The sequence below is a fragment of the Streptomyces sp. NPDC048825 genome (genome assembly GCF_043198355.1).
GTDB lineage: Bacteria > Actinomycetota > Actinomycetes > Streptomycetales > Streptomycetaceae > Streptomyces > Streptomyces xiangluensis.
The window spans coordinates 220,318-233,277 of record NZ_JBICUR010000003.1; the positions used below are offsets into that span (position 1 = coordinate 220,318).

Here is a 12,960-nt window from a genome sequence, read left to right on the forward strand (position 1 = left end):
CGTTCGACACGGGAACAGCGACCGGGAAATGTTCCCCACGGCCACAACAAGCCCCCTGAAGGAGCCAGTTGAACATCGACAAGATCACCTTCGACTGCACCGGAGACCCATACGACCTCGGCCTGTTCTGGAGCCGCCTCCTGGAACGCCCGCTGGCCGACGACGACAAGCCCGGCGATCCGGAAGCCCTCATCGCGGACCCCGCCGGCGGGCCCACGCTGCTCTTCGTACGGGTCGAGGAGGGCAAGACGGCGAAGAACCGGATCCACCTCGATCTGAAGCCGAAGGGGCGGACCCGCGCCGAGGAGGTCGAGCGGGCACTCGCGCTCGGCGCGCGGCTGCTCCACGACCGCACCCGGCCCGACGGCGGGGGGTGGGTCACCCTGGCCGATCCAGAGGGCAACGAATTCTGTGTGGAGCGCGAGGTGTCCACGGACTAGTCGGCATAGCCGCACAAATGCACATCAACTGCGTTAACACGCAAGCAACTTCGCTGACCCGATACCGATATACGGACGCGTCAAGCTCGACAGCGTACGGCCGTGCGGGTGCCGTAGACCGGCCGGGGCGCGCCATGTCTCCCCGGCCGGTCGCATGCTCAGGGCACGTTCAGGGTGCGCTTCAGGAAGTCGACCTGGAGCAGCAGCAAGTTCTCGGCCACCTGTTCCTGCGGGGTCATGTGTGTGACTCCGGAGAGGGGCAGCACCTCGTGGGGGCGGCCTGCGGCCAGTAGGGCGGAGGACAGGCGCAGGCTGTGGGCCACCACTACGTTGTCGTCGGCCAGGCCGTGGATGATCATCATGGGGCGGGTCGGCTCGGTGGCGTTCACCAGGCCGTTGTCGTCGATCAGGGAGTTCGCGGCGTAGACCTCGGGCTGCCGGTTCGGGTCGCCCAGGTAGCGCTCCGTGTAGTGGGTGTCGTACAGGCGCTGATCGGTGACGGGGGCGCCCACGACGGCCGTGTGGAAGACGTCGGGGCGGCGCAGCACCGCGAGGCCCGCCAGATAGCCGCCGAACGACCACCCGCGGATGGCGACCCGGTTCAGGTCCAGTGGGAAGCGCTCGGCGAGCGCCTGGAGCGCGTGGATCTGGTCGTCCACGACGATCGCGGCCATGTCGTCCTTGATCGCCTTCTCCCAGGCGGGCGAGCGCCCCGGCATCCCGTGCCCGTCCGCGACGATCACGGCGAAGCCCTGGTCGGCGAACCACTGCGAGGTGAGGTACGGGTTGTGCGCCGCCAGCACCCGCTGTCCGTGCGGGCCGCCGTACGGGTCCATCAGGACCGGCAGCGGACCGCCGGTGTGACCCGTGGGGAGCACGACGGCGCACGGCACACGGCGCTCGCCCGCCTCCATGAGCGTCACGCGCGGGCTCAGTCCGGGGTCTTCGGCGTACGAGGCCACAGTCGCCGCCGCCTTGCCCTCGCGCAGCACCCGCACCTGGGCGCCCGGCCGGTCGGGGACGGCCGAGACGAGCACCGTCACAGGGCCGGAGCGCACCGCCGAGTGCACCCCGGGCTCCTGCGAAAGCCGTTCCACGCCAAGGTCGTTGACCCGGTAGACGTGGACCTCACCGGTCTCGGGAGTGGCCGCCGCCTCGCCCGCCGACGCGGACACCAGTACATCGTCGTCCGAGACGTCGAGCACCGCGCGTACGTGCAACTGCGGTCCCGTCAGAGGGCGTTCACCCACCGCGAGCACCCGCGCCCCGCCCTCGTCGGCTACCCGCACGAGCTGTCCACTGGGGCTCCAGCACGGCACGCCGGGGAAAAGATCCAGCCATTGCGGATCTTCGTCCGCGTGCACCATCCGGGTCGCCCCGGTGTCGGGATCCACGGCCAGATAGAGCTGGCTCCTCTGGTCCCGCGCCTGTACGAGCAGGAGCGGCGCTCCGGCCGCCGACCAGTGCACGCGTGCCAGATAGGGGTAGCGCGCCCGGTCCCACACGACCTCCGTGCGCGCCCCGTCGAGCCCGAACACGAAGAGGCGTACGTCCGCGTTGTCGCTTCCGGCCGCCGGGTAGGCGACCTGCTGCGGAGCCCGATCCGGCCGCGCGGGGTCGGCGATCCACCAGCGGCGTACGGGCGCGTCGTCGGCCCGCGCGACCAGCAGCCGGTCCGAGTCGGGCGACCACCAGAAGCCGCGCGAACGGCCCATCTCCTCCGCCGCGATGAACTCGGCCAGGCCGTACGTCACCGTCTCCGATTCGGGTTCCGCGAGCGCCCGGTCGCCCTCGCCCTCGGCGCCGGTCACCCGCAGGGCGCCCCCGGTGACGTACGCCACGAGCCGTCCGTCGGGGGACGGACGCGGGTCCAGCACGGGGCCGGGAACAAGCAGTTCACGTGCCGTACCGGCCCGCAGCTCGGCTGTGAAAAGCCGCCCGGACAGCGCGAAGGACGCCAGCTCCACCGCCCCGTCGGTGGCATAGCCGACGATGCCCGCGCCGCCCTCCCGGCTGCGCTCCCGGCGCGCCCTCTCCTCGGCCGACAGCCGCTCGACGGCGCCGCCGAGCAGCGCCTGCGGGTCGGCGGCGACGCGTTCCTCATCTTCCTCGAGATCGAGGACCCACAGCAGATTCGCCCGGTCCGTACCCGAGCGGGACCGCAGGAACACGACCCGGGAACCGTCGGGCGCCACGGTGAAGGCGCGGGGCGCGCCGAGCGTGAAGCGCAGGGTGCGTGCCTGCCGGCGCGGAAAGGAGAGAGGCTCGGTGGTCATGCCCCGACCATATTGGCCATGCGCCCCCTTGTGCGGCCGTGCGCCGATCGATGCGCGCGGATGGATAGTTATGATCAATGGCGCTGCCTGGGTATGAACCTGCTGGCTGCCGTACTGACCAAACGCGTCCCTGGGAACCTTGGAGGTGAACCGCCGTGGCACTCTCGATTTCGGCGGTGGTGCTGCTGGCGATCATCGTCTTCCTGCTGGTCAAGAAATCAGGACTGAAGGCCGGGCACGCGGTGGTCTGCGTCCTGTTCGGCTTCTATCTGGCCAGTTCGACGATCGCGCCCACGATCAGCGAGGTGACGTCGAACATCGCGGGCATGATCGGGGACATCAAGTTCTGAGGCGTGCCTCATGAGCCGCGCCTCATAGGCATGGGCCGCGGTCCGTCGGGGGGTGGGGCCGGGGGAGCCCCGTACGGACTGACGCCCGGGGAGCGTCGTACGGACGGGGCTCAGGGAGCCGCGTACCGCCGGGGCTCATAGGGTGGGCCCATGACGGAACTGCCCGGCCGCCGACTGCTCCTGGTGCACGCGCACCCGGACGACGAGTCGATCAACAACGGCGCGACCATGGCCCGGTACGCGGCCGAGGGCGCCCATGTCACCCTGGTGACCTGCACCCTGGGCGAGCGGGGCGAGGTCATCCCGCCCGAGCTCGCCCATCTGACGGGCGAGGCCCTCGGCAGCCACCGCCGCACGGAACTCGCGGCGGCGATGGACGCGCTCGGCGTGCACGACTTCCGCTCCCTCGGCGGCCCCGGCCGCCACCAGGACTCCGGGATGATGGGCCTGGCCGACAACGACGACCCCCGCTGCTTCTGGCAGGCGAGCCTCGACGAGGCCGCCGCGGAACTCGTCGGGGTGATCCGCGAAGTGCGCCCCCAGGTGCTGGTCACCTACGACCCTGACGGGGGTTACGGCCACCCCGACCACATCCAGGCCCACCGGGTCGCGATGCGCGCCGCGGACCTGGCCGCCGAGCGGGACTTCCGCCCGGACCTGGGCACACCGTGGACGATCGCGAAGATCTACTGGAACCGCGTACCGCGCTCCGTGGCCGAAGAGGCCTTCGCGCGTCTCAAGGACGTACTGGACGAACTGCCCTTCCCCGCCTCCGCCGCCGTCGACGACGTGCCGGGCGTGGTGGCCGACAACCTGATCACGACGGAGATCGACGGCACGGCACACGCCGCCGCCAAGGCCGCGGCGATGCGGGCGCACGCCACGCAGATCGAGGTCGTCGAGCCGTGGTTCGCGCTGTCGAACCAGCTCGTGCAGCCGATTTTTCTCGTGGAGTACTACGAGTTGGTGCGCGGTGAACGGGGTGGGGCGCGTTCCGGGGCGCCGGAGACAGACCTGTTTGCGGGGATTCCGGGGACTTCTGAGGTGAGTGCGTGATGAGTACGGCGAACAGATCAAGTGCGCGCAGCGCCGGTACGGGGAGCATGCTCGCCCAGCCGTTCGGGCCGCCGTCGGGAAGGCGGATCGCCGCCTGTCTGGGGCTGTTTGTGCTGGGTGCCGTGGTCGGGGCGGCCGGGGGACTGGTCCAGTCCGGCTGGTTCCCGGGCGGGTTGCTGCTCGCGCTCGCGGGTGCGGCCGGGCTCTTCCTGGGCGGGGCGCGGGCGCTCGGCAGCCGGGCCGGGGCGGTGGCGCCCGCGGCCGGGTGGATGGTCGCCGTTATCTTGCTCACCGCCAGCCGCCCGGAAGGCGACTTCCTCTTCGCTGCGGGAGCCGGCTCCTACCTCTTCCTGCTCGGTGGGATGGCTGTGGCTGTGATGTGCGCCACCCTTGGCGCGGGGCGGCAACCACCTGCCTCTGCCGCCCGACTTGGCAAGTGACGTACTACTTCGCCGCGGAACGCGCGTGGGGGTCCGGTGTGGGTTTCCTCAGCGGTCGCCGGATAAGCACCAGAGGTGGCCAGTATGGTGGTGCGCGCCGCCGAGCCGCCCGAAACGAGGTTGAGGTCGAGTACACGGGCGGCGGAGCCAATCGGGAGAACCTGCCTTGAGTCGTGAAACTGACAGTTCGTCCTCCGGGCCCAACGGGCGCGGCGGAACCGCCTACCCGTCGGGTACGCCGCCGTACGGGACCCCCACGGGTTCCGAAGACGGTGCTGACGCGGGGCGTTCCGCTGGTGAACGGCCGGAGGAAATCAAGACCGAGACCACGCTGACGACGCGGATCCGGATCAACATCCCTGGATCGAGGCCCATTCCGCCGGTCGTCGTGCGGACGCCCGTCGGGGACTCGGAGAGTTCCGGCAGCGGTTCGAACAGCGCGACCGGTGCCAACGGGTCGGCCGGCTCGGCCAGACCGGCGTCGGCCGCGGCCGAGCCGGGGCCGAGCGCTTCCTCGGGTGCGCCCAAGTCCCCGGATCCCGCGCCCTCTTCCAGCTCCGGGGCCGCCGCCGCCGAGGAGAAGACGAGCGACTGGTTCGCTCCTCGTAAGGCCGGTGCGCCCAAGGGCGGTCAGGGCGGTGGCTCGACCAACGGGGCGGGTACCTCCGGCGGTTCGGCTGGTACGGGCTCGGGTGCCGCCGCAGGCACGGGTACTGGCGGTTCTCGTCCCGGGGGCGCCGGTGCGCGTCCTGGTGGAGCGCCTCGGCCCGGTTCCGGTGGTGCCGGCGCGAACGGTACGAATGGTGCCGGGCTGCCCGGTGCGGGCGGCACCAGTGCCGTGGCGCCGGGGCATGGTGGCGGCACCGGGTCCTTCGACGTTTCCGGTGTGCTGGCGGCGGGGCCGCTGGGGGCCGGTAACGGGAGTGGTCCCGGGAACGCGAACGGGGCCACCGGTGGCAGTGCCGGTGACGATGCGTCGCGGCGCGATGATCTTCCGTTCTTCTCCGAAGGGGGCCGGGGTGCCCAGGGCGGTCCTGGTGGTCCGGGCGGTCCGGGCGGTCCCTCGGGGCCGACCGGTGGACCGGTCACGGGAGACGGGCCCATGGCGGCGCCTGGCGGTACCGGGCGGCCGGGGGGCCAGGGAGGCCCTGAGAGTTTCGGGGGTCCTGGTGGGGTCGGTGGGCCGGGAGGCCTCGGCATCCATGGTGCTCCCGGCGGACCGGGTGCTCCTGGCGGATCCGGCGCTCCGGCCGGTGGCCCGGGTGGTCCTGGTTCCCTGAGCGGTCCGAACGGTGCGGGCGGCCCGAATGCTCCGGGCCGTCCCGGCGGATCCGCTGCCCCGGTCGCTGATCCCGGTCGTCCCGGGGGTCCGAATGGTCCTGGAGGCGCCGGTGGATCCGGAGCCCCGGCCGGTGGCCCTGGTCGTCCCGGAGGTCCGGGTGGCCCTGGTTCCCTGAGTGGTCCGAACGGGCCGGGCGGCCCTCCCGGATCCGGCGCCTCGGTCGGTGGGCCGGGCGGCCCCGGTTCCCCGAGTGGTCCGAACGGACCTGGCGGATCCGGCGCCCCAGCCGGTGGCCCCGGCGGCCCAGGTCGTCCCGGCGGTGGGATGAGTGACGACACCGCGATCCTCACCCCGCAGAAGCCCGCGCCCGAACCGCCCGGTTACGGCGGCGGGCCCGGGGAGAACGTCTCCGGGCACACCGTGACCAGCGGCATTCCGGTCGTACCGTCGCACCAGAACCCCTTCGGGCCCGGTGCGCCCTCCGACGGCCCGATGCCGCACCAGCCCCCGAAGCTGCCCGAGCCGGTCTCGCCGACCGTGCCCGCGGCCTCGAAGCCGAAGAAGAAGGGGCGCAACAAGCTGGTGCTCCTGGGGGCCGGCGTGGTGGGCGTTGCCGGTATCGCGTACGGCGCCGGGCTGCTCATGAACCACTCCGACGTGCCCAAGAACACCACCGTGCTCGGCGTCGACATCGGCGGCGGCACCCGTGACGAGGCCGTCAACAAGCTCGAAGACGCCTTCGGTAAAAGTACGGACGCGCCGTTGAAGCTTTCCGTCGACGGCGAGACGGTGTCGCTCCAGCCGGAACAGGCGGGCCTCCAGTTCGACACCCAGTCCACGGTGCGTGCCGCGGCGGGCAGTGACTACAACCCCGTGTCGGTGATCGGTTCGCTGTTCGGCGGCGAGCGCGTCGTCGAACCCGAGATGCCCGTCGACGAGGAGAAGCTGCGGGCCGCCCTGGAGCGCGCCGCGGGCGGCGCCGGAACGGCGACCGAGGGCACGATCAAGTTCGAGTCGGGCAAGGCCGTCCCCGTGTACGGCAAGCTGGGCAAGTCCATCGCCATCGGCCAGTCGATGAAGGCCGTCGAGGAGGCGTACCGCAAGCAGGTGGCGACCGGCGATCCGGGCGCCGTTCAGGTTCCGACCACGACGAAGGAGCCGACGGTCACGAAGGCCGAAGTCGACCGGAAGATGAAGGAGTTCGCGGAGCCGGCGATGTCCGAGCTCGTCACCGTTCAGACCGACGCGGCAAACAGCATCCAGTTCGGACCCGTTTCGCTGCCGAAGATTCTCGGTTTCAAGGCCGTCAAGGGCAAGCTCGTGGAGACGTACGACCTCGAGGCGCTCAAGGAGGCGTACGGCACCACCTTCGACGGCGTGCAGATCGAGGGCGCGAGTGGGAAGCGTGACGTCCTGCCGCAGGACGTCGCCTCCGCGCTGGGCAAGGCTCTGCGCGGCAAGACGCCCGAGGAGCGCATCGGAGTCATCGAGACCAACCCGAGCTGACCGCTTCAGTTGAGCATCGCGCGGGCCGCGCGCGCCTGTTGGCGTACGCGGTCCGCTGCGGGTTCGTCGACCGGGGCCACGATGTCGGCGTACGCGTCGAGTTCCGTGGCGCCTGCCAGGAAGTCGCCGTGCTGGACGAGGAGTTGGGCACGGTCGTAGCGGAGGCGGGCGGGGTGGGACGGGAGCAGTAGGGAGAGGTCCACGGCCCACAGGGCGACGTCGCCGCGTTCGGGGCGGGCGGCGGCCCAGGCGCGGATGTTGTTGAGGATGCGCAGGACGACGTCGAGCGGGTCGGCGGGCGTGAGCATCGACGGGTCGAGGGGCGCACCGGTGGCGCCCGCCACGAGCAGCTCCGCGTCGGGGCCGGTCATCACGCGGCCGCCGTCAAAGGGGTCGGCCAGCACTTGTTCCTCGAATTCAGTACTGCGCCGAGCTTCTTGAGGGGCGGTGGTCGGGTGACGGGTGGGAGGTCCGAAGCCGACCACGAAGTGCCCGGGGAGGGCGACCCCGTACACGTGTGCCCCCGCCCTGCGCGCGACCTCCATCCACACGACCGAGAGCAGGATGGGCAGCCCGCGTCGCCGCCGCAGCACCTCGTGCAGGAGCGAGGACTCCAGCCGCTGGTAGTCACCGGCGCTGCCGCGGAACCCGCAGCGCCCGCCGAGATGTTCGGCCAGCGCCGTGGCCCAGGCCTGGGGCCCGCCCGGCCGGAACGGCAACTCCCCGGCCAGCCGGTCCAGTTCGATCTGCGCGGCGTCCATCCCCGCCTCGTCCAGCGCTCCGTCCGCCTCGGCCCCGATGAGCAGGCACAGCGTCGCAAGATCGGGCCGCTCGGCCCGCGCCTCATCAGCGAACCACCGCCGCCATGCGGCGCTCCGCTCCGGCCCTGGAGGATGAGGTGGACCCATAACTGCCTCGTGCCCTTTCACACCGATCGCTACCGCCGCGCGGCTCCAACCACCAGTCTCACCGCACCACCGGCCTCCGTCGCGCTACGGCTCCCGGTAGTGGTGGTACGCATGATGCGCCGCGAACCCCATCCCCCCGTACAGCGCCCGCGCCCCTTCGTTGTCCGTCTCCACCTGCAACCAAGCTGCCGAGGCGCCCTCCGACAGGGCCTGGCGGGCCAGCGCGCCCATCACCATCGTGGCCAGACCCTGACGGCGAAGGGACGGATCCACCTCGAGCGCGGCGAAACCGGCCCAGCGGCCGTCCACCACGCAGCGGCCGATCGCCGCCGGGGAAGCCGGATCGGTGCCGGGCACCGTCGCGAACCACACCGAAGGCCCTCCCCCACTCTCGGCTTCTCCCCCACTCTCGGCTTCGCTCGAGCGGGGGGACCCCCAGGAGCGGGGGGACAGCACCTTCAGGGCCACCTCGCTCATGCCCTTGCGCTGGTAGCGGCTGAGCCATGCCTCGTCCGCCGTGCGGGAGAGGAGCACCGGACGCGGGGGGTCCGGAAGATCGCCGAGCGGCGCCAGCGCGCCCGTCCACAGCTCGGCGCTCACCTCACGCGTCCACCCGCGCCCCTCCAGCTCCGCACACAGCAACTCCTGCGTGCCCTCGGCGCCGGTCGCGGTCTGGACGTACGCGGGCAGACCACGGGCCGCGTACCAGTCCCGTACGAAAGCCAGCGCCTCGTCGAGCGGCAGGCCGGGATCGCCGAGCGGCAGCACCGAGTTCGCCCGCCGGGTAAATCCGGCGGCGGCCCGCAGCTCCCAGTCGCCGAGACGTTCCCGCTCCACCGGCTGCCAGCCCCGCGCCGCGACCCGCGCCAGCTCCTCGTACGACGCCGAAGGGCCCCGGCGACGGGCAGGTGCCGACGGCACCACCTTCCCCGCGACAAGCGACGCTTCCGGGATGCGGACACGTTCCCCGGACCGCCGTGTGATCAGCAGCACATCGTCGTCCCATGATGTGAGAACGCCAACCGTGTCGGTGAACCTCTCACCCTTCGGAGCGTCTTCGTCCAGCTGCCGTACCGAGACACGTTTGCCCACGTCAGCAGGGGTGACACGGACTTCGAGCCGTATATGCGAGGAGAAATCCACAGCTCAGTACAACCCTCCTGTTCGGATCACGCCCGGGAACGGAGATACTAGATGCGGGCATCGACGACGCCGCGCTCCCGCGCGCCAGGCGGCGGAGCCTGAGGAGGCCCGCCAGCGCCCTATCGAGGAGGAACGACAGCGTGACCTACGTCATCGCGCAGCCTTGTGTCGACGTCAAGGACAAGGCGTGCATCGAGGAGTGCCCGGTCGACTGCATCTACGAGGGCTCCAGGTCCTTGTACATCCACCCGGACGAATGCGTCGACTGCGGAGCCTGTGAGCCGGTCTGCCCGGTCGAGGCGATTTTCTACGAGGACGACACTCCGGAAGAGTGGAAGGACTACTACAAGGCGAACGTCGAATTCTTCGACGAACTCGGCTCGCCCGGCGGCGCCAGCAAGCTCGGCCTGATCGAGCGCGACCACCCCTTCATCGCAGCGCTGCCGCCGCAGAACCAGTAAGCGGCGCCCGCATCCGCGTCGCCTCGGTCCCGTACGCCCTGATCGCCTTGATCGCCGTACGGGACCGAGGCGTTTGCCGAGCGTGCCCGGCGCCCCGCCGCCCAAGCAGAAAGTGAACCCCGTGTCCGCAGTCTCCGACCGGCTTCCCACCTTTCCCTGGGACAAGCTGGAGCCCTTCAAGGCGACGGCCCGCGCTCATCCGGAGGGCATCGTCGACCTGTCCGTCGGCACCCCGGTCGACCCGGTTCCCGAGCTGATCCAGAAAGCTCTGGTGGCCGCGGCCGACTCGCCCGGCTATCCCACGGTGTGGGGTACGCCGGAACTGCGGGACGTGCTCACGGGCTGGTGCGAGCGGAGACTGGGCGCGCGAGGCCTCACCCACCGCAACGTCCTGCCGGTCGTCGGCTCGAAGGAGCTGGTGGCCTGGCTGCCGACCCAGCTGGGCCTCGGCCCCGGGACTGCGACATCTAAAGACGTGGTGGCCTATCCGCGCCTCGCCTACCCGACGTACGAGGTCGGGGCCAGGCTGGCTCGCGCGGATCACGTCTCGTACGAGGACCCGACAGAGCTGGACCCGACCGGTCTGAAGCTCCTCTGGCTCAACTCCCCGTCGAATCCCACCGGCCGCGTCCTCTCACAGGACGATCTGACCCGGATCGTCGCCTGGGCGCGCGAGCACGGCATCCTCGTCTTCTCCGACGAGTGCTACATCGAGCTCGGCTGGGAGGCCGACCCGGTCTCGGTGCTGCACCCGGACGTGTGCGGCGGCTCGTACGAGGGTCTTGTGTCGGTCCACTCGCTCTCGAAGCGGTCGAACCTCGCGGGCTACCGGGCAGCGTTCCTGGCCGGTGACGAGGCCGTCCTCGGCGACCTCCTCCAGATCCGCAAGCACGGCGGCATGATGACGCCCGCGCCGACGCAGGCCGCGGTGGTAGCCGCCCTCGGCGACGACACCCACGTACGCGAACAGCGCGAGCGTTACGCGGCCCGCCGTACGGCCCTGCGAGAGGCTCTGCTGCGGCACGGTTTCCGCATCGAGCACAGCGAGGCGAGCCTGTACCTCTGGGCGACCCGGGACGAGTCCTGCTGGGACACGGTGGCCCACCTTGCGGAGCTGGGCATCCTGGTCGCACCGGGCGACTTCTACGGGCCGGCGGGCGAACGGTTCGTCCGCGTGGCACTGACGGCGACGGATGAGCGGGTACAGGCAGCCGTGGGGCGCCTGTAGGTCTCGTACGTACGGCGAAGGGGTCCAGGTGGTGTGCACCTGGACCCCTTCGCCGTACGAGCGTGGTGTCAGCCGAGCGGCAGGGTCTTCGCCGGCAGCGTGTCCGTGCCGGGGAGGCCCCCCTTGGTGAGGCCGTCCGTCGGCAGGGGCGCCCCGCCCGGCTTGGCGGTGTCACCGGCCACGTCACTCGCGGAACCGGCGACATCCCCGGCGACGCGCTGCGCGACGGGCGCCGTCTGCTTGACGGCCTTGCCCGTGGTCTTGACGGCCTTGCCACCCGTCTTGCTCGCGGCCGGCACGGCCTGCTTGACGGCCTTGTTGTTGCCGGCGTCGCTCGCGACGTCGGTGGTGGTCTGCGTGGCACCGTCGACGGTGGTGCCCGTGTTGTCCAGTGCGGACATCCCGCCGAGGTCGGGGGCAGCGGGCAGCTGGGGCGCCGCGCTGGCGGAGCCGGCCGCACCGACCCCGGCAGCCGCTCCCGCTGCTACGAGCAGCGCGGTACGGGCGATCCGGCGGGTCAGGGGGAGGGACATAATGCTCCTTAGACGGGGAGAAAACGGTGAAGTGTGCGACCGGGCCCGGGAGTTGGCGGTGGTCGACTGGATGTCGGCCAACTGGCTGCGGTTGATCGTTCCGGGCTCGGACACAGTGACTACCGCTCGAAGTCCGCGAAGGTTGCGGTGGCCCGACGTAAAGAGTTGGCAATGCGTCGCATTATCGGCTGTGGAGGAAACCGGGCAAAGAACGCCCGGTGCGCAAGTCTGCCGAATCCTTACGGCCCTTGATTCCCAAGGGTTCGGTCGCTTCGTGAGTGGCCGGACGAAATCCTGTGCGTGCCGTGGACATGGCGCCCACGGGGTCCCTCCAACGGGTGAGGAGCCGTACTACTGCCCCGTGACGATTCGGACTTCGCCTGTGGACTTCCGGGAACTCGAGGCATCCGCGCGCCATTCGCTGCGGGTGTTCCCGGCCGTCCAGGCCCGACCCGCGTACGAGACCCGCTTGATGTGCAGCGCGGAGGCGTTGGCCACCGCCCAGTGCGCCAGCCCCCAGCCCCGCTGCCGCTCGCCGCTCCTGGCGGCCGGGGCGTCGGGGACGGGGATGGTCACGGTGCGGGGGCTCACGGGACCGCCCGCACCGGTGGACGCATCCGACGGCGTGGCGCCCGCGTCCGGCTTCAGCTTCCGCTCGGCACCCGCCTCTTGGAACATGTCCTGCCCGAAGTCCCGTACCAGCGCGGCGCGCACCGCGTCCGGTCCGCCGGGCCGCATCTCCGGGCGCCCCTCACAGGTGAGCGTGCCCGCCGCGCGCCCCGTCAGTGCCGCGGCCAGCAGGGTGGCGTCCGTTTCATGCTTCGCATACGCGTCCGGGAAGCCGCTGCGCTGCACGCGCTGGGCGGCGACGGTGAGCGGCAGCTCCGAGTAGTCCGGCACCTTGGCCAGGTGCTCGTAGAACTCGCCCGCCGCGTATGCCGGGTCCATGACCTGCGTCCGTGTGCCCCAGCCCTGCGAGGGCCGCTGCTGGAACAGGCCAAGCGAGTCGCGGTCGCCGTGGTCGATGTTGCGCAGGCCGGACTCCTGGAGTGCCGTCGCGAGGGCGATTGTGACGGCCCTGTCGGGCATGCCGCGGTTGGTGCCGACCACCGAGATCGTCGCCGCGTTCACCGCCTGCTCCGCCGTGAACTCGTATGACGCGCCGTCGCCTCTGTCCGAGACGACCGTGCACCGCGGAGCACCCGTGCCCCCGGAGACGTACTGGAAGGTGAGATACGCCGCGAGGGCGAGCAGCATCGCGAGGGCCGTGCCGAAACGGGGGAGGCGGCGGCGACGACGGTTACTGATGGGTTCACGCACGCCCATCAAGGTAGCGA

Annotated in this window: 12 protein-coding genes; 7 read left to right on the forward strand and 5 right to left on the reverse strand. The window is 71.2% G+C overall.

The features are described 5' to 3' along the window. Positions 1 to 68: 68 nt before the first annotated feature. Positions 69 to 440 (forward strand): VOC family protein, encoded by a 372-nt coding sequence (locus ACGFNK_RS09615; RefSeq protein ID WP_393413603.1) that lies wholly within the window; start codon positions 69 to 71, stop codon positions 438 to 440. 158 nt (positions 441 to 598) lie between these two features. On the opposite strand, the gene ACGFNK_RS09620 is transcribed toward ACGFNK_RS09615, so the two are convergent. Continuing rightward, positions 599 to 2,716, reverse strand: a complete 2,118-nt coding sequence (locus tag ACGFNK_RS09620) for a prolyl oligopeptidase family serine peptidase (RefSeq protein WP_393413605.1) — start codon at positions 2,714 to 2,716, stop codon at positions 599 to 601. A gap of 155 nt (positions 2,717 to 2,871) precedes the next feature. Here ACGFNK_RS09620 and ACGFNK_RS09625 point away from each other — a divergent pair, with 155 nt between their 5' ends. The 4 genes from ACGFNK_RS09625 (at position 2,872) to ACGFNK_RS09640 (ending at position 7,350) form a co-directional block, all read left to right on the forward strand. Beyond that, positions 2,872 to 3,066, forward strand: coding sequence for a DUF2304 family protein (locus tag ACGFNK_RS09625; RefSeq protein ID WP_033319939.1), 195 nt, complete (start codon positions 2,872 to 2,874; stop codon positions 3,064 to 3,066). A gap of 150 nt (positions 3,067 to 3,216) precedes the next feature. Next, entirely contained in the window at positions 3,217 to 4,122 is a 906-nt protein-coding gene (gene mshB, locus ACGFNK_RS09630) for an N-acetyl-1-D-myo-inositol-2-amino-2-deoxy-alpha-D-glucopyranoside deacetylase (protein ID WP_393413607.1), read from the forward strand. Beyond that, positions 4,122 to 4,562: a DUF6113 family protein gene (locus ACGFNK_RS09635; RefSeq protein WP_393413609.1), complete on the forward strand. Its 441-nt coding sequence runs from the start codon at positions 4,122 to 4,124 to the stop codon at positions 4,560 to 4,562. Before mshB ends, ACGFNK_RS09635 begins: the two co-directional genes overlap by 1 nt. A 166-nt stretch (positions 4,563 to 4,728) precedes the next feature. Then, entirely contained in the window at positions 4,729 to 7,350 is a 2,622-nt protein-coding gene (locus ACGFNK_RS09640) for a hypothetical protein (RefSeq protein WP_393413611.1), read from the forward strand. 5 nt (positions 7,351 to 7,355) lie between these two features. Here the strand turns inward: ACGFNK_RS09640 and ACGFNK_RS09645 are convergent, their stop codons facing one another. Next, on the reverse strand, positions 7,356 to 8,258 hold the full coding sequence (locus tag ACGFNK_RS09645) for a tetratricopeptide repeat protein (protein WP_393413613.1): 903 nt from the start codon (positions 8,256 to 8,258) through the stop codon (positions 7,356 to 7,358). An 84-nt stretch (positions 8,259 to 8,342) separates the two neighbouring features. After that, positions 8,343 to 9,350, reverse strand: coding sequence for a GNAT family N-acetyltransferase (locus ACGFNK_RS09650; protein ID WP_393413615.1), 1,008 nt, complete (start codon positions 9,348 to 9,350; stop codon positions 8,343 to 8,345). A 191-nt stretch (positions 9,351 to 9,541) separates the two neighbouring features. Here ACGFNK_RS09650 and fdxA point away from each other — a divergent pair, with 191 nt between their 5' ends. Both fdxA and ACGFNK_RS09660 read left to right on the forward strand, forming a co-directional pair. Then, on the forward strand, positions 9,542 to 9,862 hold the full coding sequence (fdxA, locus tag ACGFNK_RS09655) for a ferredoxin (RefSeq protein WP_018089397.1): 321 nt from the start codon (positions 9,542 to 9,544) through the stop codon (positions 9,860 to 9,862). 121 nt (positions 9,863 to 9,983) lie between these two features. Then, complete coding sequence (locus ACGFNK_RS09660) at positions 9,984 to 11,090, forward strand: bifunctional succinyldiaminopimelate transaminase/glutamate-prephenate aminotransferase (protein WP_393413617.1); 1,107 nt, start codon at positions 9,984 to 9,986, stop codon at positions 11,088 to 11,090. Positions 11,091 to 11,158: 68 nt separating this feature from the next. Here the strand turns inward: ACGFNK_RS09660 and ACGFNK_RS09665 are convergent, their stop codons facing one another. Together ACGFNK_RS09665 and ACGFNK_RS09670 are read right to left on the reverse strand one after the other, a co-directional pair. Next, the gene (locus tag ACGFNK_RS09665) at positions 11,159 to 11,623 is read right to left on the reverse strand and encodes an ATP-binding protein (protein WP_393413619.1); all 465 of its coding nucleotides are present in this window, start codon (positions 11,621 to 11,623) and stop codon (positions 11,159 to 11,161) included. Between the two features lie 351 nt (positions 11,624 to 11,974). Then, the gene (locus ACGFNK_RS09670) at positions 11,975 to 12,949 is read right to left on the reverse strand and encodes a heavy metal transporter (RefSeq protein WP_393413621.1); all 975 of its coding nucleotides are present in this window, start codon (positions 12,947 to 12,949) and stop codon (positions 11,975 to 11,977) included. Positions 12,950 to 12,960: the final 11 nt, after the last annotated feature.

What these genes read in the sequence shown, in the direction of transcription:
- ACGFNK_RS09635 (WP_393413609.1), top strand. Translation starts at nt 4,122, where the DNA reads ATGAGTACGGCGAACAGATCAAGTGCGCGCAGCGCCGGTACGGGGAGC.
- mshB (WP_393413607.1), top strand. Translation starts at nt 3,217, where the DNA reads ATGACGGAACTGCCCGGCCGCCGACTGCTCCTGGTGCACGCGCACCCG.
- ACGFNK_RS09665 (WP_393413619.1), bottom strand. Translation starts at nt 11,623, where the DNA reads ATGTCCCTCCCCCTGACCCGCCGGATCGCCCGTACCGCGCTGCTCGTA.
- ACGFNK_RS09645 (WP_393413613.1), bottom strand. Translation starts at nt 8,258, where the DNA reads ATGGGTCCACCTCATCCTCCAGGGCCGGAGCGGAGCGCCGCATGGCGG.
- ACGFNK_RS09670 (WP_393413621.1), bottom strand. Translation starts at nt 12,949, where the DNA reads ATGGGCGTGCGTGAACCCATCAGTAACCGTCGTCGCCGCCGCCTCCCC.
- ACGFNK_RS09620 (WP_393413605.1), bottom strand. Translation starts at nt 2,716, where the DNA reads ATGACCACCGAGCCTCTCTCCTTTCCGCGCCGGCAGGCACGCACCCTG.